Genomic DNA, 26,718 nt, shown 5'->3' on the forward strand with positions numbered 1-26,718 from the left:
AAATAAGGGAAATGGCAAAAAAGAAATACACAACTAGGGAATTAATGGAAATGACTATAGATGTCATGAATAAAAGTATTAATGAACCTAGATCAGATGGTAAGGTGCCACCCAAAGTAGGTGCATTGCTTTTGTTTCCTGGTGGTAGAATTGAAACTGCTTTTCGTGGAGAATTACGAGATGGTGACCATGCAGAGTTTACTTTGTTGGAACGGAAATTCCCCAATGAAAATTTAGAAGAATGTATTCTGTTTACAACTTTAGAACCATGTGTTAAACGTAATAATCCTAAGGTTCCTTGCTGTAGAAGAACTACTAATGCACGTATTAAAAAAGTTTTTGTAGGTATAGAAGATAAAGACCCTACTGTAGATGGGAAAGGAATAAAGCACTTAGAAAATCATGGCGTTGAGGTTAAAATGTTTGATAGAGATTTACAACGTGTCATTGAATTAGAAAATAAAGATTTTTTAAACCAAGCATTAACACGTAAGAAAGAAAGTGAAGAAGATGATTTACGTTCCCCTATAGAAAATCCGATTGCTGATTATAATAGCAGTAAATTTTCTGAGAGCGCACTTAAAAAGTTTATTAAAGAGTCTGAATTAAATTATGACTTTAAAGATATGTCGTTCTTACAATATTTAGCAGATTTTGGTGCTATGGAATGGTCAGAAGATAAAAAGCAATTCATACCTACTGGTTTTGGTATTTTACTATTTGGAGCAAACCCTAGAACCAGATTTAAAAATGCTGTTTTAAAAGCGCATGTAACTTATGGCAACAATAATATTGAACCTAAAGATTTTAGTGATGCACTGGTTTTAATTCCAGATCAAATAGAAGAATGGCTCAAAAAGGTTTTGCCTTTATCAAAAGATACTTCAGAATTTAAAAGAAAAGATGTCCCAGATTTCCCTATTAATGTTTTACGTGAAGCTATAGTAAATGCAATAGTCCATAGAGATTATGAAATAGAAGGAGCTAAGTGTGAGATTAAAATTGATAACGATAAAATCATTGTTACTAGTCCTGGAGAGCCACTGCCTGCGATTAGTTTAGAACAATTAAACACTTTTGAAGCTCCTTCATTAAGTAGAAATCCTATTATTACTTATGCGTTTAGTTTAATGGATTATATAGAGGAAAAAGGGTTTGGAATGAAAACCTTTAAATCTTTGAACAAAGAGTTTGATTTGCCTATTCCTAAATATACAATGAAGAATCCATTTTTAACATTAACCTTCCCTAGAACATCTGAAGGAGTAAAATCTGTTATGGCTAGTCCAGCAATTGAAAGCTTAGATAAAGAAGAGTTAGGATATCTTGAATTATTCAGGAAACAAGAGCTGGTAACGAAATCAGAGTTTGTATCATACACTTTACTCACTGTAAGGACTGCCCAGCGCATATTGAAAGATTGGGTAGAAAGTGGAATTATAGAAACTATTGGCGCGGGAAGAGGAACTAAATATAGGTTGAACAATTAATCGCGCCAGTTTGGCGCGTATATGGCGCGATAAAATTAGAGTAATACAAAAGCGAAATTTACGCGCCAATCAATTATGTATATGGCGCGATTAAGGAATGAGTAGATAAATAGCAAGTTTTACGCGCCAAGTTGGCGCGCAAATGGCGCGATTAAGGAATAAGTAGATAAATAACAAGTTTTACGCGTCAGATTGGCGCGCAAATAGCGCGATACTACAAAGCGCAAAAGAACTAAGAATAAAACGAACGAAAACTAACGGAGTAAATGATAAGTAGCTTATACAAGCTCTACTATAGATCTAAAGGGAATAGAACGCCACTAGAAGATTTTAATACAGAGTGTCTGGTAGGAATTTTTAATTATGTACCAGAGATAGGTAACTTGTTTGCTGTGCAATTTTTAGAATTACCAGTAGGAGCATATAAATTTACTACACAAGAGTATTATCCCTTAAGTGATGATCCTAATTGCTTTGTAGATATGGTCGTTAAAAACGATTCTTGTATTTGCTTTGTAGAGAATAAAGTAGATTCTACAGAAGGTTATGAGCAAATTAACCGTTATCAAAAAGTGCTTCAATCCTTTCCTAAAGGGTTACAAAAGGAAATGCGATACATTACAAAACATAGCGATGTTAAGACAGGTCAACTCAATAATTTTAAACAATACCGCTGGTATGAAGTAGCGGTATTTCTATTACTTCATTTTCCAGAAAATGTACTCGTTGTAGATTATCATCAATTTTTAAAACAACAACATATGGCACAAGAAACTAAGTTTACCACAGACGCAGTAATTGCATTAAAGAATTTTCAGGTTGCTTATGAAACGGCAAGACTTCATTTTAGCACAGGCTATCATTTAATGATGAAGATATTTCCTAAGGTAAAGCTTCATAAACAAAACGTGAAAAGTTATCAAAAGATCGTGTATGGTGAGCGTATTTCTATTAAAACCTTAGATGTATTTGAGACAAATGATCAGTATGCAGAAATTTTAATCGGACTTCATTTTCATGAAGTAAAATATCAGGTACAACTCTGGTTAGCTAGTGATCATCTGTTAGGTGAAACCATTTTGGACCGTGCGGTAAAGGCTAATATTTTTGACGTGGTAGAAAAAAATGAGCACGGTTATATGATTAATTTTAATAGTAAGATTTACAATTTTATTGAGGTTGAAGAAAGTGAGATAAAAAAATGGTTTCAAGAATCGCTTCAAAAATTAAAGAATTTTATTATAGATAATCCAGATATTAAATGGAATTCTAAATTGATACTAGAAAATACTAAGTAAGCAGATAATTTAGTCTATTACTATATAGAGTAGTGAGCTTTAGTCTAAAATGACACCTTTACTTTTAAAATATTCCTTTAATTTTTGTAAGGCAATAATACAGTTGCTATGATCGTTTCTTTTCATTTCCATAAAATGATCGTAATCTATAAATCCATCATATCTTGCTTTTTTACTTTCTTCTAGTAAGAAGCTGTATAAATTCCATGCACCATTAGATAATTTTAATCCTTCAGATTGGTTTCTGGGATTAAGCTGGATTTCTCGTTTGCGATGTGTGTTTAAAGATGTCTCTCCTTTTTCACAGCAATAGGAGTCGAGGTAGTGTAATGCTTCATAAAAGCAAACGGTTACTTTCCAATCATAATAATGGTCAGGATAAGAAGTGCATAGCTCATCATGAAACTGACGATTTTGCGTCGCTTGAGTTAAGTGTGCAGCACTAGATTTCATTATATCACCTGTCGCTCATGTTCAACACTAGATACTACAGATAAAGGAGTGATTTGAAGAGTTACGGGATAGGTGTCTGAAATTTCAAAATTATTATAGTCTGTAGTAAACTGACTAATTCTTAAACGGTTTTCAAAAGTATCCTCTTTTAAAATGATACTGTAATAGAGTTTTGAATTAGGTAATACCTTTAAATGTGCTTGTTCAACAATATCATCTAAGTTTCTCAAATAATTTGTGACAAATAAATTAATAATATCGTGGTTTACCGCATCAATTTTCTTCCGATTATCGTTGATTCCATTTAAAGGATCTTCAACCATTTGTTTGATTTGACGACCTAGTTCAGTATCACTACCTAATTGGCTCATTAAACCAGTTAAATCAATAGATTTTTTAAAATCATCAATATGGTTTCCTAACAATTTTAATATAAGATCAAAATTATCCTGTAAAGGTAGATTAGGTGAGGTATGTTGCTGTACGCTTGTCATATAGAATGTGCAATATAGTATGATTCACTATACAATTGCAAATATAATACCTTTATTAGCTTAAAATTCACTTATAAGTAGAGGTTGATCTATAATTAAATTGTTTTTTGAGGAATTGAAATCTTTAAATTCAATAGTTTGATTTAAAAAAGTAGGATAAATCATTATGTCTTATAATTGTATAAATATCCAAATTATTTAAGGATGAATAATAAAAGAAAAAAACTATGTCTTGATTATTTAAATGCACGAAGTGCTTTTAGAAAAGCAGCAGATGATGATGCTGTATTACAAGGTAATGATAACATTATGGGTAGAATAGGAGAAGCTATTGCCCATTCCTATTTAGAACAAATAGGAAGGAATCCAAAAGTAGAAGAAAACCAAACCAATAAAGGCTTTGATATTACCTGCGAGGATAAAGCAACTGTATCTGTAAAGCTTATAAGTTCTGAAAATAAAAGTGGTGGTACCACAAAAATAGACGCTGATTATGATGAGTTAATATTAATAAAATTAAACGATCAACATAAAGTAGATCGTTTAGGACATATTAAAAAAGTTGATTTTATGAATGGTTATAGAGCTAGTTCAATTTATAAGGCAAAAGAACCTTACTTTAGAGAAAGTATGCTGGATGATTTTGGTTTGATTAGTAAATACGGCACATTGTTTACTGGTAGTGAAATAGAACGATATAAGTTGCTTTAGAGATATATGAGTAAGGATTTGTTTAGTAATACAGAGCTTTATGCTGAATGTAAAAATAGAAATGCACCTGATTAAACTAATGAAGAATAAATGAATAAAATTAAAAATTTCCATTTTACTGTGTATGAATATCTCATCGCATATCACGCTGTAAATCCATCATTTACTTTTCTAACCAGAAAAAGAGATTCTAAAAAGTACAAAAAAGAAGATGGATATATTCTAGTAGGTAATGATGATTATGCTACCGCTGGTCTAGTAAATCGCAAAGGAGCAAACCTGTCTAGTCGTGCTATTTCTTTATTCTTTGTAAAGACTGGAGAAAACAGTTTTGATGTTAAACTGGATATTAATTATAATGATGATTTAAACGCAACAGATAAAAATGCACTGGATCAATTAGTAAGTCGTTTAAATCTAGAGTCCAATGATACCAGACAGCAGGTTGCTGTTGCACAGGTTAAGGATGATGATACTAATCAATTGTTTGAATATTTAAATCGTTTTTACCCAATCCTATTGAACTGGTCAGAGAGTAGTGAAACTAAGGATTTTCTAGTCTCAAAAACAGAGTTTAAAAAACTAACTAAAAAAATAAAACCTTATTTAAAATCTAATCAGCAAGAATTACCACAACTTATTCTGGTAAACCTGACTTGGAATAGTAAAGACTGGAAGGAACCTAGTGTAGATATAAGTAATCACGGTTATGTGAAAGAAGGAAATGTTCCTGGCGAAAGCTGGAATTTTCAAGTTGATGCGCCTTGGAATGATGAAGATTACCTGTATGGTTATGCTCAATTTACAAATGAACCTACTATTAAAGATAATCTACTACTTATCTTTTATTCACAAGGTAAGATAGTCGGTTTTTATGGAGATGCGCAAATAGGTAATTTTACTGAAGAAGCCTTTAAAAACTTAAGTGGAGATCGTGCGTTAAGTTTTGTTTTAGAAAACAAAATAGATGGTATTAAAGAAAAAGGTTTTCTTGAAGATAAAGAACGTATCGGTCAGATAGGTTTCACTTATTTACAAGAATCTGTGACCTTTGATGTGATAGTTGAAGAAGCGATTCGATTGAACCCAAATCAAGCTTTACAATTAGATCATTTGAAAACGTGGTATTATTCAGGAGCAACCCCATCAGATACTCAAGAAGACATGGATGAGTTAATGAGCGCATTACGTCAGTTATCAAAGCAACAAATTAAAGATTATTTTAAACATCTAGAATTACTTAAAGATGAATTTAAGCTAAACATAAATGATGAACGAATTGTTTTTAATATCGCTCAAGGCAATTTAAACTTTCATATAGGGCAGCGATATGTATTCAATTTATCTTTTGAAAAGACTTCTAAGATATACGGCGTCATTTCAAAGAATAAACTCAATGAGAACTCTGAAGCTTTTAAGGATAATCCAGAAAGTACTTATTTTAATTATTATTTAGAAAATTTACAAAATTTCACAGTTCTAGAAGACCATTTTATAGCCGTAAAAGAAGAATTAGATGCTACTATTAAATGTAGTAGGTTAAAGTTTGATAATCCTTTTTTTAGAGAAATGGTTTTTAATACTCCATTCAGAAATGAAGTTTATCAAAAATTATTTGATTCAAATCAATCCAGTATGATCAATCCCAATACTATTTTATACGGTCCGCCAGGAACAGGAAAGACCTATCTAACTATTGCAAAAGCAGTTGCCTTAGTAGATCCTGATTTTTATAATATCAATAAAGATGATCGAGAAAAAATAGGGAATCGATATCAAGAATTATTGATTTCTAATTGGGAAAAAACTACTGGTCAGATTGCCTTTACCACTTTCCATCAATCTTTTACTTATGAGGATTTTGTGGAAGGCATAAAGCCCGTTATGGAATCTGATGATTTAAAATACAAAGTAGAAGATGGTATTTTAAAAAAAATGTGCTTACTAGCAAAAGGTAGTAGCAGTATAGACGAGTTACAAACTGATGGAGAGTTATCATGGGATGAAAACACCTTTGAACAATCTTTATTCTATAAGCTAAGTCTAGGAGAAGCAGCAAATCCAGAAGATGACATAATTTATGAATATTGTATTAATAATAATCTCATTACTCTTGGTTTTATAAGAGAAGTTGACTTAACAGGAAAATCTCAGTCTCAAATAAGAGAAATAAGTAGTGATAATGATAGATCTATTGCAGCTGCTCAAATGCTGAATACATTTGTACATGGATTACAAGAAGACGATTATATAGTTATAAGTAAGGGAAATCGTATTGTTAGAGCTTTAGGAAAGATTACAGGAGGTTACTTTTATGATCCAAATTCTGAAATAGAATATGCTCATTTTAGAAAAGTAGAATGGATATTTAAAGATCAAGAAGTCCCTTCAAAAGAAATATATAGAAACAGTTTAACACAACGAAGTCTTTATAAACTGGATCAATCCTTAATAAAAAAGGACTTCTTTGTAAAAAGTGCTACAGCCATTAACATTGAAACTGATGTTGATCAGCCATATATACTTATAATAGACGAAATCAATCGTGGTAACGTAGCTTCCATCTTTGGCGAACTCATTACACTTATTGAAACCGATAAAAGAGCTGGAGCAGAGAATGAGTTAAGCGTCATTTTACCGTATTCTAAAACTAAATTTTCAGTACCCAGCAATCTACACATCATAGGAACTATGAATACTGCTGATCGTTCTATTGAGGCACTGGATAGCGCATTGCGCAGGAGATTTGAATTCATAGAAATGTTGCCAGATTATGATGTGATCGATAAAGAGCTGAATCAAATGGACTTTGAAGGTTATCAGCTTTCAGCAATTTTGAAAATAATCAATAACCGTATCACCATTCTTATTGATCGTGACCATCAGATAGGACATTCCTACTTTTTAAAGTTGAAGCATTCCGCTGATTTAGAAAAAAATTTAAAATCGGTTTTTAAAAATAAAATCATTCCGTTATTGCAAGAATATTTCTTCAATGATTATGTGAAGATTGCCATGGTTATTGGGGAAGGCTTTATGGATAAAGATCAATACAGCAAGGTGACATTTGCTACCAGTGATGGCGATTATGCTTCAGATTACGACGGCGTTGTAAGATATGAGATTAAGAAGGATTTTGAAATGAGTAAGGCAATAATGCAATTGATGGGAGATACGGTAGATGAGTAAAAAGCCAAATTCCATATCAGTTTTTGAGTATGAGTCCATAACACACGTTAAAGGCAAGCGATTTTACAATGCTAAATTCTCCAAAGTTATTTATGAATCGTTCCTAAGCTTTCATGAACGTGAACCCAATACACCATTTTTTGATTTGATCCATAACGGCGTCCGCTTCAAAAACTATGTTGGTGCCATTCAAATCGGAAAAACAACGATTGAAGTCTTGCCCAAAGCTGGCAAGAATGAGAATAGACAAGAATGGCAGCATGTGTTGCTCACGATGCTCAAGACCTGTCACTTATTGACTGCAAAGGAAAGCGGATCTGCAAGTTTAAAGTTACGAGCAAATTCCGTCTTAGAATTGTATTTCGAATTGTTCTTAAACGAGGTTGAAGCGCTGATCAGACGAGGACTCATTAAAAAATATAGCAAACAGCAAGGACAGCAGAGAGCACTTAAGGGAGCATTAGTCTTTAGCCAGCAATTAAGTAAGAATCTGGTGCATAAAGAACGGTTCTTCACACTCCACACGATTTATTCTAAAGACCACCTTATTCATCAAATTTTAAACGAAGCTCTTTTCGTGATATCCATTATTTCAACAGACTCAAATCTTGCAGATAAAATGGGTCGGGTTCGTTCCTTATTTCCGGAGGTGAGCAGAGTCAAAGTAAATGCAACACTATTTGAACGTATTGTGCTTTCGCGAAAGCATAAACCGTATCAAAAAGTACTGTCCATAGCAAAACTTATTTTACTTAATTACCGGCCAGATATCAAAGCTGGACGCAAAGATCTACTGGCTATCATGTTTGATATGAATAGATTGTGGGAAGAATATGTATTGCAGATATTGAGAAAGGGTAACGATGGAAGCTGGCAAATAAAGGGGCAAGAATCTCAATTATTCTGGAGAAGGAAAACCATTCGACCTGATATTGTACTTGAAAAAGAAGGTGTGAAATATGTTATTGATACTAAGTGGAAAGTTATCGATAGCAATAGACCTAGCGATGCTGATCTAAAACAAATGTACGTTTACAACCACCACTGGAATGCTCAACAAAGTATGCTGTTGTACCCTAATGATGGATTCCAAACGTACAACTCAGGGAAATTTGAATTACCGTACTTAGATAAGGGACATCATTCTTGCAAGCTAGGATTTGTACACGTGATCAAAGAGTCAAGTCTAAACTTACAGATGGCAACGGATATATTCGGATTGTTGGATCACGAAAATCATAGAAATACTTTGCTCACCCAATAGATTTAGAAACTATGGAAAAAGTCATCAAAATTGTTTTAGCGATTTTATTTTTTTTGTGTCTTCTAGATATGCCGTACAGTTACTTTGAAACTGTCCGTTTTGTTGCGATGGTAGCCTTTGGTTACCTAGCCTATGTTGAACATAAGCAAGAAAATCAAGGTTTGATGGTCGCTTATATTGTTTTGGCACTCTTGTTCCAACCATTCTTCAAAATAGCTTTAGGCAGAAGCCTGTGGAATGTTGTGGATGTAGTTGTGGCGGTTGGGTTGGTTGCGAGTATTTTTTATAAGTTAAAATCAGAGAAAACGGACTAACCATTCATGTTTTTCCAATTTATGACGGCCTTAATAATATTGTCGCAATATTTTTGGCGAGTACCGCTAGTACTTTGAGGATGACGAGCATTTAATATTATTTGATCTTGCGAGTAATACCACGGCAGGTCATTTTCCATTACAGATTTATAATGCATGATATTCAAACCTGGCTCTAATATATCATACGTTCCACCAAATATGATGACTTGAGGTTCCAACTCATTGATTTGTCGCAGGACATGCTTTTCGCTGGCATTGTAATACCTTTCTAAGGTACTCATGTTAGTTTGTGATGCTCCAAGTACCTTTTTTACATTACAGTATGAGATCTTAGAAAGCTGATTAGTGACTTCAGGATGCTTGTCTTGATCTTGTTGATCTTCCCATAAGGTCTGTGTTAAAATACCGTTTGTAGTATAGAGAATATTGTCAAAAGTTTTACGCCATTGATGGTCAATCGATTTACCACTACAGCTTCTTAAAGTGTCAATCATATTCCACTCTTCAGAATCTCCGGAGGAATTGACTTCCTTCAATACCCACATAATACGAAGCTCCGCACTCAAATATTGATCGATATCAACGATTCCATCTACTTTAGCCGTAGCTCTAGTAACTGGATCAGATAATTTTTATACCTCCCGATTAATCTCGTTTTAGATTTCCTCTAACTCTTGTTTTGTTTTCATTGGATAGGTTTTAATAAATTAAATATAGTAGTATTTCACGCTTCAAAAGCCAGCTCCAACCCCATATTGATACGCTATACTAACTTGTACAGATTCGAAATCGGCATTCTTGCCTCTTAAAATATTTGTAACGGCATGAACTTCACCTTTCTTATCCACTTCCGTTTCCCACTTTTCTTTGGGTTTTTTATCTAGTTTGAAATGAGGCAGTTCGCTTTACCTTGACTCCTTATTGTTTAAATTTCCATCGGCCATCTTTTCCAGTTGTTCAATGAGAGACTCCAGATTCTTTTCTATATCACGCATTTCAGCTCCCAGTTCAAATCTTTGCCCTTTCACAACATCTGATTTGATGTCGCTACTCACTTTTAAGTTTTGAGAAAGACCATCAATTAACGATTTTATCTTTTGATTTAGTTTCTCTCTTGAATTGAGCTTTTTATCCATTTAGTCCATTTTTGTAAAGCCATTTGATAGAGGCAATATGTTCATCTATTTGGTATTGTATTTATTCAGGATCAACAAATCTCCAACTTACATCACCTAAGTCAATCTTCTTATGCATCTCAAATTCCATCCACGATATGCCTGGAAATGCATCGCAGACTTTAAAACTAAAGCCAGTCATAGTGGCTTCTTCTAGGTTTAATTTAGAACATCGTTCTATTTCGCTCTTGATACTAGAATATTGTTCATCCGTTAGTTCTATTTCTATTTTCTTCATTGTTGGAATTTGATTTGTGATGTTGAGTTCTTTAATCTAATGTTCTCCTTAATTGATTTGATTTACCTTAGAGAAGGTCCAGTACGTCAGTAATTGTTTTAATGTTCATTTAATCTCGTTTTGTGTTTATGCATGTTTCTTATGATCCCTTTTTGATGACAAATTCTTGAGTAGATTCAGTATAACTTTTTTCGTGAACCTGAGATTGAAACTAAGCGCTACACTTCCTCCTCCTGGATTCGCCCAAATCCTATTAGATTCCATGTAACGGATGTTTTAATTTCAAACACATGACAAACCTAAAAGGCGACAGCGCCAGAATGCGACGGACACAAAATAAATTTGATTATTACAAAAATATTTCTTAACTCGTTCAATATTGTGGTTTTATAAGACCCTATAAAAGATGACCGTGACGATAAGTCAATTAAATTAATGCAGTTTATAGCGAAGTGTACAATCTAAACTTCATACTGATTTTGAGCGTACTACTTCGACGTGATTTGGCGAAATCAGATATTAGTATTGCTTCAAAATCTTAACTTATGAAAGTTGAAACGAAAGGTCTTGTAGCAGACAGGCAGTTGTTTGCCAATGAAATCCACCGAGATAATCAGCGGCATCTTGATAAACGCGCACTTTATCTGATCTACTTCAATCATATTCCACAATTATTACTCATTACAAATGTGGACACTGATAAATGGGATGATTATGCCGCAAAATTAAAGGAGAAATCTTCGAAGCATTATTACAAAAAATGCATGCGTGGAAAGGATGAAACCCTAAAGTATGAAGAAGATTATTTTTTTATGGAAGCGGATCTTCTAATCAGTAATTGTGAACAATCAAACAAAGTTAGTTTGATGTGGCAACATACCGATATGTCAATTATAGAAGCGTACAAAAAGGAGATTTCAAGACTACGTGTTTTTGATGCGCCGAAGAGTACTATTAATCTTCTTGTTGAGTACGGTGGTAGGCTACATACTAAAAACATTAAACTTAAAAAAAGCCTATTTAACATTGAAGAGCATTACAATGATGATTTTCAAAAAGCACATGAGACCATTTTAAATCGCTTAAATAAAGAGAATGACAAAGGAATTGTTCTTCTCCATGGGCTTCCTGGTACTGGAAAAACCAGTTACATACGCTCTTTGATAACAGCGTTACAAAAGAAAGTTATCTTCCTACCTCCCCACATGGCCAGCTCTCTCGGAAGTCCACAAATTATTCCGCTAATGTTGGAAAACACGAATTCCATACTGGTAATTGAGGATGCAGAAAATATTGTGATTGATCGCAATCAGAATGGTAATTCGCCCGTCAGTACGATACTTAACATGTCAGACGGTCTAGTTTCTGATTGCTTAAATATTCAGATCATCTGTTCCTTCAATACCGATTTGACTAATGTTGATAAGGCTTTATTGCGGAAAGGAAGGTTGATAGCCACATATGAATTTGGCAAGCTGGATACGGGTAAGGCAAACACGCTTTCGCGAAAGCTAGGATACGACAGTCATTTTACAGAACCACAGGTCTTGACAGATGTATTTAATCAGGATGAACCATCCACCATCCTGCGGGAGCGGAAGGTGGTGGGGTTTAGATAAGCTGAAAGTGAAACTGAAATCGAAATCGAAACCAAAAACGAAAAAAAAGCTTCTCCTTTTAAAGCTACCTCCAAGATTAAAAGAAGTACAAAAACTTTCCCCTCTTGGGAAATGTCCGCAGGACAATGGGGCTTACAATGCTGATCTTAAACGAAATAATTGAATTAAAAAACACGCTCCGACACGTTCTGTCGTTTAGGAAGATTATATTTGGATCAAAGCAAAAATTATGGCAGGTTATACACAACTCGAACGTCTGGAAAACATCCTTTATATCTTGAAGCGGAAACAGTACATCACAAAGCAGGAACTTATAGATAAACTATTGAAGGATCACGATCTTGACGTTACAGAGCGCACGCTGGAGCGTGATCTTAAAGCACTAAAAGAAAACTACAGCTTAGATATTAGTTACAGTCACCAGCATCGTGGTTATGAACTTGCAGAGGATGAACGATTGCTTTCCAGATTCTTCAAGTTTGCGGAACTGAGTTCGCTGGCCAAAATTTACGAAGAAGGTCTGAAAAACTACGCTCAATTTGAAAAGTGGATTATTCCAGACGATAGCAGCGAGCTTAGAGGTGTTCACCATATAAACACCATAGTCAAGGCAATGAATACCGGCGTAAAGCTAAAATTCAAAAAGGAAAATTTTCATTCTGGTGAGATTAAAGAATATATAGTGACACCGCTGCGATTGAAGGAATATTTGAACCGCTGGTATCTAATAGCTATCAAGGATGGCGACACTATATTTAAAAACTATGGGATTGAACGTATTTCATCATTGGAAATCATTAGGGAGCCTGGAATTAATACAAAGAATTTTGAAAAAGGACTCAAGAGATATAACGATATCGTAGGGATCAACTACAGCGAAGATTATTTCCCGGGGCCATTGAAAATTGTTTGTACTACTTATAATTTCCAACATAAGTATCTGGAAACACTGCCGCTGCATCATAGTCAACATGTTACCTATACACCAGATAACTCACAAGCTCAGGTTACATTTTACTTACAACCTAATCACGAGTTCATTATGCAGTTGCTGCAGATGAATGAGAATGTGGAAGTTGTGGAGCCAGTGGAATTACGCAAGATTGTGAAGGTGAAGCTGGAGAATAATCTTAAGCTTTATAAATAAATTATATTTAACTGAATCAATATTAAAATTGAATAGATGTATAACGCATTAGCTAGAGGTAAGTTTAAGTTGGAAAGCGATCAAAAAGAGGATACGCTTACGTCCTCTGTTTTAGATTACCTTTTATTACTTCCGGATACCATGATTTGGGAGATTATTAGAAAATCTAACCCAGAAAATTCAGAACTGCCACCACATGTGGGAAGAGTTCTAGATGTACATTTCTGGCCTAGCTGGGATACCAAAGATATTCCAGATGTAAGCAACACTAGATATATAGAACCTGATGTGTTTATAGAATTTGAATACGCTGATATCATTATTGAAGCAAAGCGATATGATAATAACCAGCAATCTGAGAAACAATGGGCAGATCAGATCAAGGTTTACAGAGAAAACATCAGTAATGACAGCGATAACAAACAACTCATTTATTTCGCTCTAGGAGGTATTAGAGTAGAGAAAAAAAGTATAATTGAAGTAGATTTTAAGTCTTATGACATTTTTAAAATACGCTGGCGACAGCTTATGGAAATCATCACCTCGTATACAATCACCATTGAACTTTCATTAGAAATAGTCCCAACCTCTGGCTCCTACCTTAGGATTTTACAAACTATTTTAGACGCCTTAGCACTACACGGATATTACATTTCTAATCACATTTGGTTTGAGACTCTAGATAGCGCTCAAAACAATTTAACTAACTCATTAACTAGAATATCTTTATGGATTCCTCAAACAACCTAGAACAAATATTAAAAGACGTAAGATCGTCCTACCGTTTGTTATATCAATTCCAAAAACGCATTCTTGACATCGTCGATTACAGCAATAAATTTTATGGAAGACAATGCCATGCTGGTTGGTCTAAATTTAGCAACGCTACCCCAAAAGCAAAAAAAGTAACATTAGGTTTATGGTCATGGGATTGGTTAAATCTTTACATGTATAATTTTACTTCAGATTATCTAAGTATTAGCGAAGACCAATATAACTTTTCCATATTCTTAGTTTCAGATACGGGATATTTTCTTACCAACCGACAGGAACTTTTTAACGAAAAAGAAACTTCTCAACGAAAAGGTAAATCTAATCACACTACAAAAACAGATATTGAAAATTTCGCTAGCGTGGAGCTGTCAGAGTCTAAGTTAATTTTTATTGCAGGTAAAAATTTATGGGAGTGTGAAGAGGTATTCAATGATAATTTTAATAATCCAAAATTAGTTCTTGAAGCTCACGGTAAGTATGAAAAGGGCGAAGGTAAAATGATCTTTAAATCGTATAATATTTCTCAGTTTGAAAATGAGAAGGCTACAAAAAAGAATCTAAATGATTTCAAAGATTATTGCGATCACGAAGGTGTAATTCTAAGAAATCCACTTATAGACGATAGAACTCAATAATGATCAACCCACGCCATCTCACAAAATCAAGGTTCAAGCTCGCACTAAGCTGTCCGACGAAGCTCTATTATACTCGAAAGAAAGAGTATGAAGACACTAGCGAGACCGACAGTTTTCTGGAAGGTCTAGCGCAAGGAGGTTTTCAGGTGGAAGAACTAGCCCGACTTTATTTTCCTGAAGGCGTCGCAATACTGGATCAAGACTGGGATTATAATGGGCTAGTTAAGCGCACTCAAGAATTATTACAGCAAGAGAACGCAACAATTTTTGAAGCCGCCTTTCTGTATGAGGGGCTTTTTATACGGGTGGATATCCTTGAGAAAAAAGGGAATAAGATTCGGTTGATTGAGGTCAAGGCAAGATCCATTGATAGCTCAAGTCATGATTCATTAGCACCCAAAGGCAAGCTCATAAGCAAATGGAAAGAGAATCTCTATGATGTCGCTTTCCAGCACTACGTGATTCAGGAATGCCATCCAGAATGGCAGATAGTGCCTTATCTCAATCTGGTGGACAAATCCAAACGAACTACTGTGAATGGTTTGAACAGTCATTTTAAAATCGTTCCTAATTCGGCTTTGCGAACCAGTGTTGAGGTTACTCCAGGTTTGTCCAGAGAGGATCTGGGCGATTGCATTCTCGCATACATCAATGTTTCTGAGGAAGTGGATTTTATTTTTAATGAGAATCCGCATCGACCAGAATTAGGATTTGAAGAGATGCTGTTGGATTTTAAGCATCATTATGCGGCTGATAAAAAAATAGAATCTCCCATTGGAACTCATTGCTATGGTTGCGAATTCAAACTTTCAGATCCACCACCAGGAAAATTAAGTGGTTTTCACGAATGCTGGATGGAGCAGTTGCCTGTTTTGAGACCTGACCTTGTTCCGCTTTCGCGAAAGCGATTAAACGATCCTAAAACAGCGGACGTATGGTATAATCCGGCAAGAACAGCTTTTGAAAGCAGTAAGATCTTTATGGACGAGCTGGAAGAGCAGGATCTGAACATCATACCAGATGCACATGGATTGAGCCGTAGTGAGCGACAATGGCTTCAAATCGAGAAGCACAAGGAGAATGACTCTACCAGTTATGCAGATGTTGAAAACCTAAGGTTAGAAATGTCTCAATGGAAGTATCCCTTGAATTTTATTGATTTTGAAACCAGTGCGGTAGCGATTCCGTTTACTGCAGGAATGCGGCCCTATGAGCAACTGGCGTTTCAATACAGCCACCATATTGTTTATGAAGATGGTCGGGTGGAACATACCAGCGAGTACATCAATGTGGAGAAAGGGGTGTTGCCTAATTTTGAATTTATACGAGCTTTGAAAAGAGATTTAGAGGTGAATGACGGCAGTATTTTTAGGTATCATAATCATGAGAATACGATTGTCAATGTGATCCATAACCAGCTATGCAATTCAAATGAACCTGATAGAAAGGAACTCTGCGATTTTATAGAAAGCATAAGCCATGCTACGGGAAGCAATCCCAACGGGTATGCTCCAGGCTCGCGTGATATGATTGACTTGCAAAAAACAGTGGTGCGTAATTATTATCATCCGCAAACTGGCGGGTCCAATTCGATCAAGGCCATATTGCCCGCAGTATTGGATTCCAGCGATTACTTAAAAGAAAAGTACAGCCAGCCCGTTGAGGCGATCAACCTCACCAGTAAAAACTTTAAGGATGATTATGTGTTCTTGGAAACGGAAGAAGGCCAACTCGTAAATCCCTACAAATCGCTACCACCTCTTTTTGAGGGTTTGACTAATGAGCAATTAGAGGAAGCTCTAGAAAATGCAAGGGTTGACGCTCCGCAAATAGCAGATGGTGGTGCGGCACTTTTCGCTTACGCAAAACTGCAAGGAAGAGGCATTTCTGATCTAGAACATTCAGAAATTGTAGACGCTTTGCTGCGCTATTGTGAGCTAGATACCCTCGCAATGGTCATGATCTATGAGCATTTTAAGGAGTTGATAGATTCATGAAAGATTTTACAAGTAGCCTTTGAAGCGCTTGATGCAATAGATAAGAAGAAGTTAAAGTTCTTTAAAGTGCGACTGATCATTAACTCTGAAATACCATCCAGATGATCTAAAACAAGAGAAAGCCTTGGGTGCTTTCTCGGGAAAGAAATCTAATGTGTAGCTTTAGATCTGGTCAGATTACAAACTTTTATTTCACGGAGGCGTAAAATAAATCAGCATCGTATAACGGTCGTCTACTAACTTAAATAAAAAACCACATAAAACTGAAAATCAGTTGAATGTGGTTTTAGTCGGCGGAATCGAAGGGATTCGAACCGCTTTTTTTGATGCGTTACCGAATCCCTTTCGTAGTCTATACCCTGATATTTGAGACTTGTTATTATTGAACGGAGTACTACAAATCTGCTACTAATTTTACTGTGAATACTTTAAGACCAGATAAAAAACTATAAACGATTTATGGAATTCTGATTTTTACATTTTACACAGTTGTGATAAAGATCATCACTCGTTAACTTGAATAAGTGCATCTGATTTTTCTATTAGTTCTCCTATAGGTTCAGCGTAAAGCCCTCGACTTTTTAAAATTGCTTCCACTTTATGTGAAGCCTCTTTTTTCACAGCAATTAATAATCCGCCGCTGGTTTGTGGATCACATAAGATATATTTTGTGATTTCATCTTCAATATGAAGCTTATGGCCATAACTTTCCCAGTTTCTTAAGGTTCCACCTGGGACACATTTTTTGTCGATATAGGCGTGAATCTCATCAAAAACGGGCACTTTGCTGTAATTGACAATGGCAGATACATTACTACCTTCACAAACCTCTAGTAAATGACCCATGAGTCCAAATCCAGTGACATCAGTTAAGGCGGATACTTCTTCAATTTCAGAGAGTTGTTGTCCTACATCATTTAAAATAATCATTGAGTTGGCCCCAATGTCCTTATGCTCTTCTTCTAAAACACCTTTCTTTTGAGCTGTTGCTAAAATACCAACTCCCAAAGGTTTTGTGAGATATAGAATACTTCCTGATTCCGCTTTGTCATTACGTTTGAGATTAGCGATTGCTATAGACCCTGTAACTGCAAGTCCAAAAATAGGTTCTGGATTATCTATACTATGACCACCAGCAAGAATTATTCCTGCATCAGCGCATGCTTTCCTGCCGCCTTCCATAACTTGAGCAGCTACTTCAGGAGCTATTTTATCAATGGGCCAACCCAGAATTGCAATCGCCATTAGGGGCTTACCTCCCATGGCATATATATCGCTGATCGCATTAGTAGCTGCGATTCTTCCAAACGTAAAAGGGTCATCTACTATAGGTAAAAAAAAGTCTGTAGTGCTTATAATACCTATTCCATTACCCATATCATATACAGCAGCGTCATCTCTAGTATCATTACCTACTAATAGTCGTGGATCCTCTATTTTTAGAGAGGTGGTTTCTAATATGGTGCTTAACACCTTGGGTGATAATTTACACCCGCAACCAGCTCCATGACTAAAACTGGTTAATTTTATAACTTCATTCATTCGTTTTTATGTATTAAGCTGATTAAGAATTCTGCTGTATTTTCAGGATTAACGTTTGGGACTTTATATTTAGTTACCGTAGATTCTTCGCGTTTTAATAATCCTTTTAAATAGCTTTTGTCGTAATAAAAAAGTGTTATCTCAACAACTTTGGAATAATTTTTATTCTCAAGTGCATCCAGAGCAAACTTGCTTTTGTCATATCCCAGTCTTTTTGTTATTCGGCCTATTGCATCTGCTAATTTATCTTGACTTAGACTTGAGTAGGTGTCTACAAGATGTTTTGTTCTTTCCTGAAAAGGAACGTCTAGAAAATACACGGGCAAATCCTGCATTTTCTCAAAAAATCCACTGGGAATTGAAATTTTCCCTATGGAGTTACTTTCATCCTCAACCCATACGGGTTGCTCGGGATTCAGCTGGTGTACTATTGAAAATAAATCATTAGAGAATTGCTCGTTGGTGGGTTGTGGTGGGAGATCTATACCACCAAATGCAGAACCCCTGTGATTAGCTAGACCTTCTAGGTCGATCACTTGTTGCCCTTTATTTTTTAAGGAATGCAATATTTCAGTTTTACCGCTTCCCGTATATCCACCCAATATTTTGAGATTTAACGGCTGTTCAAAAAATCGGGATGCATAGTTTCTAAATGCTTTATAGCCTTTTTCTATGACATAAACTTTTTTGAAACCGTTCTCGATAAGATGATCGGCAAACGCATTGCTTCTCATTCCTCCACGCCAGCAATGTATTGCAACTTCTTTGTCAGGTGCGACTTCAATAGATTTAGTTATAAAATCAGTGAGTTTTGTCTTAACATATTCATACCCTATTTCAATAGCCCTTTCTTTTGATTCTTTCTTATAGGCAGTGCCAACTACTGCTCGTTCTTCATCAGTAAACAGTTCAATGTTCTTACTATTAGGAATATGTCCCTTCGCAAATTCTCCAGGTGACCTCACATCAATCATTGGTATATGATCTAAATTTTGAAAGTAGTATTCTATGGAGATGATTTGTTTCATATAAAGTCTTTAATTATTAAAGATAAACTTTTGAGCAGCTTTTTAGCCTGCTTAGGCAGCTCAATTTTATTCCACTTGACCTTTAATGAGTCCAGTACTGCAACTAGAAAACCACGGGCTATCTTCCTAGTTCTTTGTTTTATTCCAAACCTTAGAACGTACCGCTCTAGGTTTTCCATAAAACAAAGAACCACGCCTACTGGCGTGGTTTTCTGATTGATCGTGGAGTCGGAGGGATTACCTACTGGTTTTCCCTAGCGCGTCCAGTACTGCAACTAGAAAACCACGGGCTATCTTCCTAGTTCTTTGTTTTATTCCAAACCTTAGAGCGTACCGCTCTAGGTTTTCCATAAAACAAAGAACCACGCCTACTGGCGTGGTTTTCTGATTGATCGTGGAGTCGGAGGGATTACCTAATGGTTTTCCCTAGCGCGTCCAGTACTGCAACTAGAAAACCACGGGCTATCTTCCTAGTTCTTTGTTTTATTCCAAACCTTAGAGCGTACCGCTCTAGGTTTTCCATAAAACAAAGAACCACGCCTACCGGCGTGGTTTTCTGATTGATCGAGGAGTCGGAGGGATTACCTACTGGTTTTCCCTAGCGCGTCCAGTACTGCAACTAGAAAACCACGATGCTATCGCCCTAGTTCTTTGTTTTATTCCAAACCTTAGAGCGTACCGCTCTAGGTTTTCCATAAAACAAAGAACCACGCCTACCGGCGTGGTTTTCTGATTGATCGTGGAGTCGGAGGGATTACCTACTGGTTTTCCCTAGCGCGTCCAGTACTTCAACTAGAAAACCACGATGCTATCGCCCTAGTTCTTTGTTTTATTCCAAACCTTAGAGCGTACCGCTCTAGGTTTTCCATAAAACAAAGAACCACGCCTACCGGCGTGGTTTTCTGATTGATCGAGGAGTCGGAGCGAAAGAGTTCGAACTTTTTGAGTGAAGATATTGAGATAATTATCTCTAAATCAAATTTTAAGATTTTCAAAATCTAAATGCTCCAGACATAAGTTCTATCTCAGCATTTTTAATTCCTATTTTTTTAGCAATTATTTTCCAATTCTTAACTGCTTGTAAAACTTCATTAATGATCGTATCCATTTCGCTTTCGCGTAAGCGGAAATAAGGACCAACACTTTTTGCTAGTTCAAAGTCCAACGCGTTATCATTCATGTCAATATTTAGGGATAAGCCATCCTTCTCAATGGAAGGATTTAAGTCGTAAGCTGGCGATAGGATCCAGCCTTTATCCGTTAAAATGAAACCATGATTGCGTAAATGATCATCTGTGTTTGATATAGCGATATTAAAAATAATACGACGCCATAACTGGTGTAGGTTTATATCGATATTTATACCGAAGTTTTCAATAAACTCAACTATTTCTAAATAACTAGGAGTTGTTCCTTTAGTATTATCCTCTGTATTACCAGTCATGGTCATGGCAGATGCAAAATGAATCCTGTTGCCATTTTCTCTATCAAACCTACGAGTTAGAAATGTATGATAATTGCCACTGACCCTTTCAATTTTAGATTCTGCCATCTTTATACCAGCATTTGTTGCTAGTTGATATGTTAGATATTCCCACGCAGCTTTGTCAATGGTATCTGTTTTGGAGGGAAATTTTGCAATCCATAGATTTTTTTTGCTATCTAGAATATTAGCTTTTGGCCTTGCTCCACCTAATGAAGAACCTGGAGCGATAAGTACTGCGATCCATTTTCTGATGGTTTCGTTATGTTCATCATTCTCTAATTGATTAACAGCCTCTTGTAAATCACCTAAAGAAGACCATGGTGGAGTAGGACATTGCTCATCATTATCGAGAAAAGGTCCGTTCCTATCAGTTTTAAAACGAAGTGCTCCCATTCTGCTTTGATCATAAACGCCTAATAAATAATCTATTTCATAGAGTGTTTGAGCTTTTTCGTTTTTAGTTCTTGCATCTTGAGCGGCTCTGCGTTTCATTAAGGTTTTTCCCCAAGTGTCGGGCATACTGTCTAGAAAGATCCCAAAATTCTCTTTGTTTGATGGATACTGCGCACCAGAGAAAAAGTCAATATCTGGATCAAGTAGATGTAGGGATTCACTTTTAAGCCACGCTCGGTCATACTCAAAACTAAATGCCTTTTTAGCTTTGGCAAAATGAGCAGACAGAATACCTATCAATGCAACAGATTCTAGACCTATCCAATCTGCATAAACGTAAATATCAAATTTCCCTTTCCCCATAGTTTCTATAATAAATCAAGGTCTTGTAGCTTTCTACCAAATTCATCCTCGCTGGCAAGCTTTAGAAAGTCATCTTGAAGGTTAAGGACTCTAAATACGTTAAAATATAAACCTATTGAAACGGCATGATCGCCTTTTTCTATACGATAAAGTGTAGCTCTATGAATACCAGCTCGCTCTGAAACTTGCTCAGTAGTTAACTTTCTACGTTTTCTTGCTAATTTAATATTCTCACCTATTTGTTCAAACATCTTTTGATATTTAGGGAGAAGAATAGTTTTTCTGGAGTTCATTTTGTTGCTTACTTACAACAAATATAGCGTTAATGTATTTAATAAGCATCATTATTTAAAATATTAGTAAGGCTAAAGCTTTTGATTGAGTAATTGTAAAAGTTCGAACATATAACGCTATGAATGACAACTCTTTAATTATTTTATAGAAAAGTGAAAACCTCTTTAAATCATTGATTTAAAGAGGTTTAGTTTAATCGTGGAGTCGGAGGGATTCGAACCCTCGTCCAAACGAGCGACTTCATCGCTTTCTACATGTTTAGTTATCATTTAATTTCTTGGGCTTGCAGTTGTAGTCCAGTAATTGCTAAGAGAAATAAGAGTGGAGTAAGATAAATTTTCATTTAGTTTGTTTTGATTTATAAAATTACTACAACTATGGAGTATTGTCAATACCCTATAAAGGGTATATTTTGATGATTTCAGCATAAAGTATAGGAACGCTAGTGTTTTACCAACATATAGTCTGCCCTATAGCAGACTAGCATGGCATACGATAGAAAAGTGTAAGTAAGAAAGCAGCCATGGAACGAGAAAAACAGTTGAAATCTGGCCTGGGAAGAGAATGGATGGATGCCCACATTAATTTTAAGGGATAGCTGGTCGGGCTCCTATTCGCCGCGGCGTACGCTGGTTCGAGTCTCCGTCGCGGCGGACTACTAAGTTAAAAAGACTCTGGAGAAGTCAAGAGTTTTTTTTGTTTGTATAGGTTGTGAATCAGGATGAATTTGTTGTTTTATTTTCCACTGCCTTTTCAAAAAGGTAAAAGGGTGTACATTTTAATTAGCAGCATAGTTTGTTAAGAAATAGCAGCACTAAAAAGAACAGTACACCATCTTTACGAATCGCATTAGTACATAAACGATTCAAATAAGGTCTTTATTCTAAATTGATGGTGAACTTCATATCTTTTCTATCTACAATTTGAAACGAAACATCTTCAAAATCAGGAGGTCCGAAAGGTCCAAATACATTTTTAGAAAAACCATAAGCCTCTTTTGGGACTCCAAAGATGTTTTTGTCTATTTCACGATTTCCATTTACATCGTGCCAAACGGCAACTGCATAAGTTCCGTCAGGGAGATTTTCGAACGTATAATGTAAACCTCCTGTTTTTGTTGGTTTTATCCTTGCGCTTTTAATTTCTTGGCCATAGTTAAGAAATGATGATTTATGATCATACACACCGATCTCGATAGTACCTGCCGTATTTTGAATACCTGTTACAGTTACTTCAATGAGTCCGTTTTGAGCGAAAATAGGTGTGGTAAATACTAGAGCTACAATTGTAAATATTATTTTTTTCATTTTATGATTTTCATTACAAAATACAAATATAACAGGAGGAAAACAATAAGAACAAAACTTGTTAAAAAACAGTGGGGGTCAACTAAAAAAGTTCTTATATACTAATGTGCCTCTTTTGTTTATGGGTCCTTTTATCTATTATTCCATAAAATACAGACAGTTGTTATTAATTTAAGTTTTTAAATTCTGTAGTAAGATCAGACAATTCATTATTTGAATTAGACACTGTTTTTACACGGCTCTGTGATTCGTATTATTGGCTATTAGCCCTTTTTAAAATCAAAGAGGAAAAACAGGTGACGCCAAATTTTATAGTTTCTTCATCAACATCAAATTCAGGCGAATGAGGCATTGAAAAGAGGCCTTTTTCCATATTTGAACCTCCTAAAAGAAACAGGACGCCTGGTACTTTTTGTTGATAGTATATGAAGTCTTCATTAAAATAGGGTATTTGTCCATAAATTGGTTGGATAAGCTTTTTGTCATAGGAACTTTCAATAGTTTGCAATGCAACTTTCGTCAATTCTGGGTCGTTGTAAACTGTTGGATTGCCTGCTGTAAATTCTATTGAAATGAAGGAATCTTTCCATTTTGAATGGAAAATTTTGTTTTGAATGCGAGTGAGAATGCTATCGATATGATCCTTATTCGTTTCAAGGAGATCAGCCTTAAAGAGAACAAGGTCAGCTGTGTTTTTAACTTCAGTATTTTGTAAAATAAAGTAGTCTTTATAAATGGTTTTCTCATTTTCTAAACCCATTTCTGGATCGGTAAGATGGTTCAAAGACCAAGGTGAACTATTCGGAGCATTGCGCACAAATCCTTGTAATAGGCTAGTCAAAAACCTTTTTATTTCTTCTTCTTTACCACTGTCATTGTTTAATTTAATTTGAATTGTTTTCTGGTACGCAAATAATTCTTTCGGTTTAGTGCTGACGGTCCCTTTTTTAGCTGGACCTATATGAAGTCCGTAAATTTCCTCAGGTTCGATAATATCAAAAAGACCATTCTCAATCAAATCTTTGGCTCCTGTAAATGTTTCTTCGGAGGCTTGAAAAATAAAATAAACGCTTCCTTCTAACTTTTCTTTTTGATGTGATAAAACCTTAGCTATACCCAAACCTATAGTGGTGTGAACATCATGACCGCACATATGTGCAATTCCTTTATTTTTTGAATTCAAGTTCACGGTGTCCGTAGCCTCCATTCTAATAGCGTCCATATCTGCTCGCCAAGCTATTTTTTTACCTTTTTTACCGCCTTTTAAAATTCCGATCACGCTATTCCCTGCTATATCTGTCCTTACTTCCAAGCCTAATTCTCTCAAATAATCGGCAACGATTTTAGAAGTTCTTTTTTCTTCTCCTGATAATTCAGGGTGGCTATGTAAGTCCCTTCTGACACGAATTAAAGGGTCAAAAATTTCGTCAGTGTATTTTTCTACCTCTTGTCGATTCGTGTTTTTCACATTCGGTTTACAAGAAATTACCAGACTTAATAAAAGGCCAATCGTTACGAGTTGAATGTTGGTTTTCATTTGAATTCTGATAGTTTTCATTAAGTAAAACTGTTTATACCTTTACTAATATAGTATTAATATCATTATTAGCTTCAGGATATACTACAGCTTTTACTTGCTCCCCAAAGTTAGTAGTTGATATACTTATAAAAGGTTCACAAGAATGACGGTAGAGCTTCTAAAACTCAATTTTCCATACTTTTATCCCTTTGGCAGGTACTGTATGCACTCTAGCTCATACCCATCAACCTTATAGTAAGCTAAAGTAAAAGGTTTCAGGGGATCGACAGTTTTTTTGGTTTTCTTCCACACCAATTTATTAAGCTTAAATTAAATTCTCTTTATGAAAAGCACAACATTAGTACTCGCATTGGCAACTTTATTTTTAATATAAACACAAAAGTCAGCAGTGACGGAGATAGCTGAAGAAGTGGTTTTGTATCATAATGGTACACGGAAATATGTAAATCAAGAAAAAGATGACGTGGAAACTTCGGTGAATTACAGTATGGAAAAGTTTTCTAAAGAGCATGCCGCTACCTTTCTCCTTAAAAGTGCCAAAGTAGCTATAGGAGTAAGGCTAGATCCTAAAGAGTAGAGTTTCCAAAAAGCGACGGATAATGCACAAGCCGAGTATGAATTTCAGTTAAAAGGAGAAGATTTATACGGCATGCTCATCGCTGAAAGATTAGAAATACCGATGGAAAATCTGAAAGGGATGGCTATACTAAATGGAAGAGAAGTGGCGCCAGATTTAAAGGTAATTCAAGAAAATACAGAATGGTGAACGGTCAAAAGGTGCTGTTCTTGCGATTAAACGTTACTTTACAAGGCATTAAATTCACGTATTACGGTTACTATTATTCTAACTCTAGTGGTACCGTTCAATTTATAACTTATACCTCACAATCTTTATTAGAGGGTTATATAAAAGACTGTGAAAAAATATTAAATGGTTTTGTAAAACTGCCTCAGTAAATGTACTTAAAAGGTTCAAGTTATTTGGAACCTCTGACTGATAAATAATTATTGAGTTAGTCATATAGTTTCCGTATCTTGTTATCATTAATAACACGGGTTATGGAAGTATTTAAAGGTCAAAATATACTGAGTTTTGTGAAAGAACTGCCAGATGATGATACTTGTAAAGCATATTTAGCAAAAATAAAATGGCAGGATGGTTTTACATGTACAAAATGTGGTCACACTAAGGGCTGTGAAAAATCTGGTTATAGATATCACTGTTACAGTTGCAATCACGTTGAAAGCGCCACTGCAAACACCTTGTTTCATAAGGTTAAATTTGGTTTGCAAAAGGCATTCTGCGTTGTGTTTGAAATGAGTACTAGTACCAAGAGTGTTTCCAGTGTTCAAATGGGAAAGCGATTTGATATCCGTCAAGGTACCGCTTGGTATTTCATGCAGAAAGTTAGAAAGTCAATGAAAAGCAGTCAAAAATATCCTCTAACCGAAATAGTTCATGTAGATGAATTTACCGTAGGGGGAAAAGAACAAGGCAAGCAAGGTAGAAGTTACGATTCAAAAAAGAAAAAAGCAGTGATAGCGGTAGAACTGAGCGCCGAACATAAAATCAAAAGAGTTTATGTGAAGTCTATAGATGATTACTCAGCTAAATCACTAACTCCAATATTTGAAGAACATATAGATCCCTCTGCAAAAATAGTTACCGATAAATGGAGAGGTTATGCTCCACTTAAAAAGAATTATGATATAGAGCAGAAGCTAAGTAATAACGGAAGTAATTTTAAAGAACTACATGTTGTAATTATGCAGTTAAAATCTTGGTTGAGAGCAATACCTACCCATGTTAGTAAATGGCATGTGCAAAGCTACTTTGACGAATTCTGTTTTAGAATTAATCGATCTCAATCCAAACAGAGCATATTCCATAAAACAATAGAAAGAATGGTAATAGCTAAACCAATTTATCATAAAGATATAAAACAGATGCTAAGTGTGTAACT

25 protein-coding genes are annotated in these 26,718 nt (G+C 35.4%); 14 read left to right on the plus strand and 11 right to left on the minus strand.

All coding sequences use genetic code 11. The features are described 5' to 3' along the window. Positions 1–11 precede the first annotated feature (11 nt). Together F0365_RS07980 and F0365_RS07985 are read left to right on the plus strand one after the other, a co-directional pair. Positions 12–1,490 carry an ATP-binding protein gene (locus F0365_RS07980; RefSeq protein ID WP_169933210.1) on the plus strand — a complete coding sequence of 493 codons (1,479 nt, stop codon included), beginning with the start codon at positions 12–14 and terminating at the stop codon, positions 1,488–1,490. A 266-nt stretch (positions 1,491–1,756) separates the two neighbouring features. Further along, positions 1,757–2,788, plus strand: coding sequence for a PD-(D/E)XK nuclease family protein (locus F0365_RS07985; RefSeq protein WP_169933211.1), 1,032 nt, complete (start codon positions 1,757–1,759; stop codon positions 2,786–2,788). A gap of 39 nt (positions 2,789–2,827) precedes the next feature. On the opposite strand, the gene F0365_RS07990 is transcribed toward F0365_RS07985, so the two are convergent. Both F0365_RS07990 and F0365_RS07995 read right to left on the minus strand, forming a co-directional pair. Continuing rightward, positions 2,828–3,241, minus strand: a complete 414-nt coding sequence (locus tag F0365_RS07990) for a hypothetical protein (protein WP_169933212.1) — start codon at positions 3,239–3,241, stop codon at positions 2,828–2,830. Continuing rightward, the gene (locus F0365_RS07995) at positions 3,241–3,735 is read right to left on the minus strand and encodes a hypothetical protein (protein ID WP_169933213.1); all 495 of its coding nucleotides are present in this window, start codon (positions 3,733–3,735) and stop codon (positions 3,241–3,243) included. Before F0365_RS07995 ends, F0365_RS07990 begins: the two co-directional genes overlap by 1 nt. Positions 3,736–3,939: 204 nt before the next feature. Here F0365_RS07995 and F0365_RS08000 point away from each other — a divergent pair, with 204 nt between their 5' ends. The 4 genes from F0365_RS08000 to F0365_RS08015 all read left to right on the plus strand — a co-directional run bounded on the left by F0365_RS08000 (position 3,940) and on the right by F0365_RS08015 (position 9,213). Then, the gene (locus F0365_RS08000; RefSeq protein ID WP_169933214.1) at positions 3,940–4,446 is read left to right on the plus strand and encodes a hypothetical protein; all 507 of its coding nucleotides are present in this window, start codon (positions 3,940–3,942) and stop codon (positions 4,444–4,446) included. 90 nt (positions 4,447–4,536) lie between these two features. Then, on the plus strand, positions 4,537–7,635 hold the full coding sequence (locus tag F0365_RS16445) for an AAA family ATPase (protein ID WP_206071314.1): 3,099 nt from the start codon (positions 4,537–4,539) through the stop codon (positions 7,633–7,635). Continuing rightward, positions 7,628–8,899 carry an McrC family protein gene (locus F0365_RS08010; RefSeq protein WP_169933215.1) on the plus strand — a complete coding sequence of 424 codons (1,272 nt, stop codon included), beginning with the start codon at positions 7,628–7,630 and terminating at the stop codon, positions 8,897–8,899. The genes F0365_RS16445 and F0365_RS08010 overlap by 8 nt, the downstream gene beginning before the upstream one ends. Positions 8,900–8,910: 11 nt before the next feature. Then, positions 8,911–9,213, plus strand: a complete 303-nt coding sequence (locus tag F0365_RS08015) for a DUF6804 family protein (protein WP_169933216.1) — start codon at positions 8,911–8,913, stop codon at positions 9,211–9,213. Here F0365_RS08015 and F0365_RS08020 read toward each other — a convergent pair. The 3 genes from F0365_RS08020 to F0365_RS08030 all read right to left on the minus strand — a co-directional run bounded on the left by F0365_RS08020 (position 9,210) and on the right by F0365_RS08030 (position 10,629). Continuing rightward, complete coding sequence (locus F0365_RS08020) at positions 9,210–9,710, minus strand: hypothetical protein (protein ID WP_169933217.1); 501 nt, start codon at positions 9,708–9,710, stop codon at positions 9,210–9,212. The two genes, F0365_RS08015 and F0365_RS08020, sit on opposite strands and share 4 nt — an antisense overlap. 411 nt (positions 9,711–10,121) lie before the next feature. Beyond that, a complete protein-coding gene (locus F0365_RS08025) occupies positions 10,122–10,352 on the minus strand; it encodes a hypothetical protein (protein WP_169933218.1) in 231 nt (76 codons plus the stop codon). A 61-nt stretch (positions 10,353–10,413) separates the two neighbouring features. Then, on the minus strand, positions 10,414–10,629 hold the full coding sequence (locus F0365_RS08030; RefSeq protein WP_169933219.1) for a hypothetical protein: 216 nt from the start codon (positions 10,627–10,629) through the stop codon (positions 10,414–10,416). Between the two features lie 545 nt (positions 10,630–11,174). Here F0365_RS08030 and F0365_RS08035 point away from each other — a divergent pair. From F0365_RS08035 to F0365_RS08055, 5 genes are all read left to right on the plus strand, one after another. Next, positions 11,175–12,248: an AAA family ATPase gene (locus F0365_RS08035; RefSeq protein ID WP_169933220.1), complete on the plus strand. Its 1,074-nt coding sequence runs from the start codon at positions 11,175–11,177 to the stop codon at positions 12,246–12,248. Positions 12,249–12,477: 229 nt separating this feature from the next. Continuing rightward, positions 12,478–13,395: a helix-turn-helix transcriptional regulator gene (locus F0365_RS08040; protein ID WP_169933221.1), complete on the plus strand. Its 918-nt coding sequence runs from the start codon at positions 12,478–12,480 to the stop codon at positions 13,393–13,395. 36 nt (positions 13,396–13,431) lie between these two features. Beyond that, the gene (locus F0365_RS08045) at positions 13,432–14,145 is read left to right on the plus strand and encodes a hypothetical protein (protein WP_169933222.1); all 714 of its coding nucleotides are present in this window, start codon (positions 13,432–13,434) and stop codon (positions 14,143–14,145) included. Beyond that, the gene (locus F0365_RS08050) at positions 14,124–14,804 is read left to right on the plus strand and encodes a hypothetical protein (protein WP_169933223.1); all 681 of its coding nucleotides are present in this window, start codon (positions 14,124–14,126) and stop codon (positions 14,802–14,804) included. Before F0365_RS08045 ends, F0365_RS08050 begins: the two co-directional genes overlap by 22 nt. Continuing rightward, positions 14,804–16,801 (plus strand): DUF2779 domain-containing protein, encoded by a 1,998-nt coding sequence (locus tag F0365_RS08055; protein WP_240961953.1) that lies wholly within the window; start codon positions 14,804–14,806, stop codon positions 16,799–16,801. The genes F0365_RS08050 and F0365_RS08055 overlap by 1 nt, the downstream gene beginning before the upstream one ends. A 504-nt stretch (positions 16,802–17,305) precedes the next feature. Here the strand turns inward: F0365_RS08055 and selD are convergent. The 6 genes from selD to F0365_RS08085 all read right to left on the minus strand — a co-directional run bounded on the left by selD (position 17,306) and on the right by F0365_RS08085 (position 24,772). Continuing rightward, entirely contained in the window at positions 17,306–18,343 is a 1,038-nt protein-coding gene (gene selD, locus F0365_RS08060) for a selenide, water dikinase SelD (RefSeq protein ID WP_169933224.1), read from the minus strand. Next, a complete protein-coding gene (gene mnmH / locus F0365_RS08065; RefSeq protein ID WP_169933225.1) occupies positions 18,340–19,371 on the minus strand; it encodes a tRNA 2-selenouridine(34) synthase MnmH in 1,032 nt (343 codons plus the stop codon). Before mnmH ends, selD begins: the two co-directional genes overlap by 4 nt. A gap of 991 nt (positions 19,372–20,362) precedes the next feature. Continuing rightward, positions 20,363–21,613: a type II toxin-antitoxin system HipA family toxin gene (locus tag F0365_RS08070; RefSeq protein ID WP_169933226.1), complete on the minus strand. Its 1,251-nt coding sequence runs from the start codon at positions 21,611–21,613 to the stop codon at positions 20,363–20,365. Between the two features lie 5 nt (positions 21,614–21,618). Continuing rightward, entirely contained in the window at positions 21,619–21,906 is a 288-nt protein-coding gene (locus F0365_RS08075) for a helix-turn-helix transcriptional regulator (RefSeq protein WP_169933227.1), read from the minus strand. Positions 21,907–22,785: 879 nt separating this feature from the next. Next, on the minus strand, positions 22,786–23,214 hold the full coding sequence (locus tag F0365_RS08080) for a DUF2141 domain-containing protein (RefSeq protein WP_169933228.1): 429 nt from the start codon (positions 23,212–23,214) through the stop codon (positions 22,786–22,788). A gap of 253 nt (positions 23,215–23,467) precedes the next feature. Beyond that, positions 23,468–24,772 (minus strand): M20 family metallopeptidase, encoded by a 1,305-nt coding sequence (locus tag F0365_RS08085; RefSeq protein WP_169933229.1) that lies wholly within the window; start codon positions 24,770–24,772, stop codon positions 23,468–23,470. 370 nt (positions 24,773–25,142) lie between these two features. Between F0365_RS08085 and F0365_RS08090 the strand changes: the two genes are divergently transcribed. From F0365_RS08090 to F0365_RS08100, 3 genes are all read left to right on the plus strand, one after another. Continuing rightward, positions 25,143–25,331, plus strand: a complete 189-nt coding sequence (locus F0365_RS08090) for a hypothetical protein (protein WP_169933230.1) — start codon at positions 25,143–25,145, stop codon at positions 25,329–25,331. A gap of 182 nt (positions 25,332–25,513) precedes the next feature. Continuing rightward, positions 25,514–25,711 (plus strand): hypothetical protein, encoded by a 198-nt coding sequence (locus tag F0365_RS08095; protein WP_169933231.1) that lies wholly within the window; start codon positions 25,514–25,516, stop codon positions 25,709–25,711. Between the two features lie 102 nt (positions 25,712–25,813). Next, positions 25,814–26,716 (plus strand): IS1595 family transposase, encoded by a 903-nt coding sequence (locus tag F0365_RS08100; protein ID WP_169931964.1) that lies wholly within the window; start codon positions 25,814–25,816, stop codon positions 26,714–26,716. The last annotated feature ends 2 nt before the right edge of the window (positions 26,717–26,718 follow it).

The sequence above is a fragment of the Nonlabens sp. Ci31 genome (assembly GCF_012974865.1).
GTDB lineage: Bacteria > Bacteroidota > Bacteroidia > Flavobacteriales > Flavobacteriaceae > Nonlabens.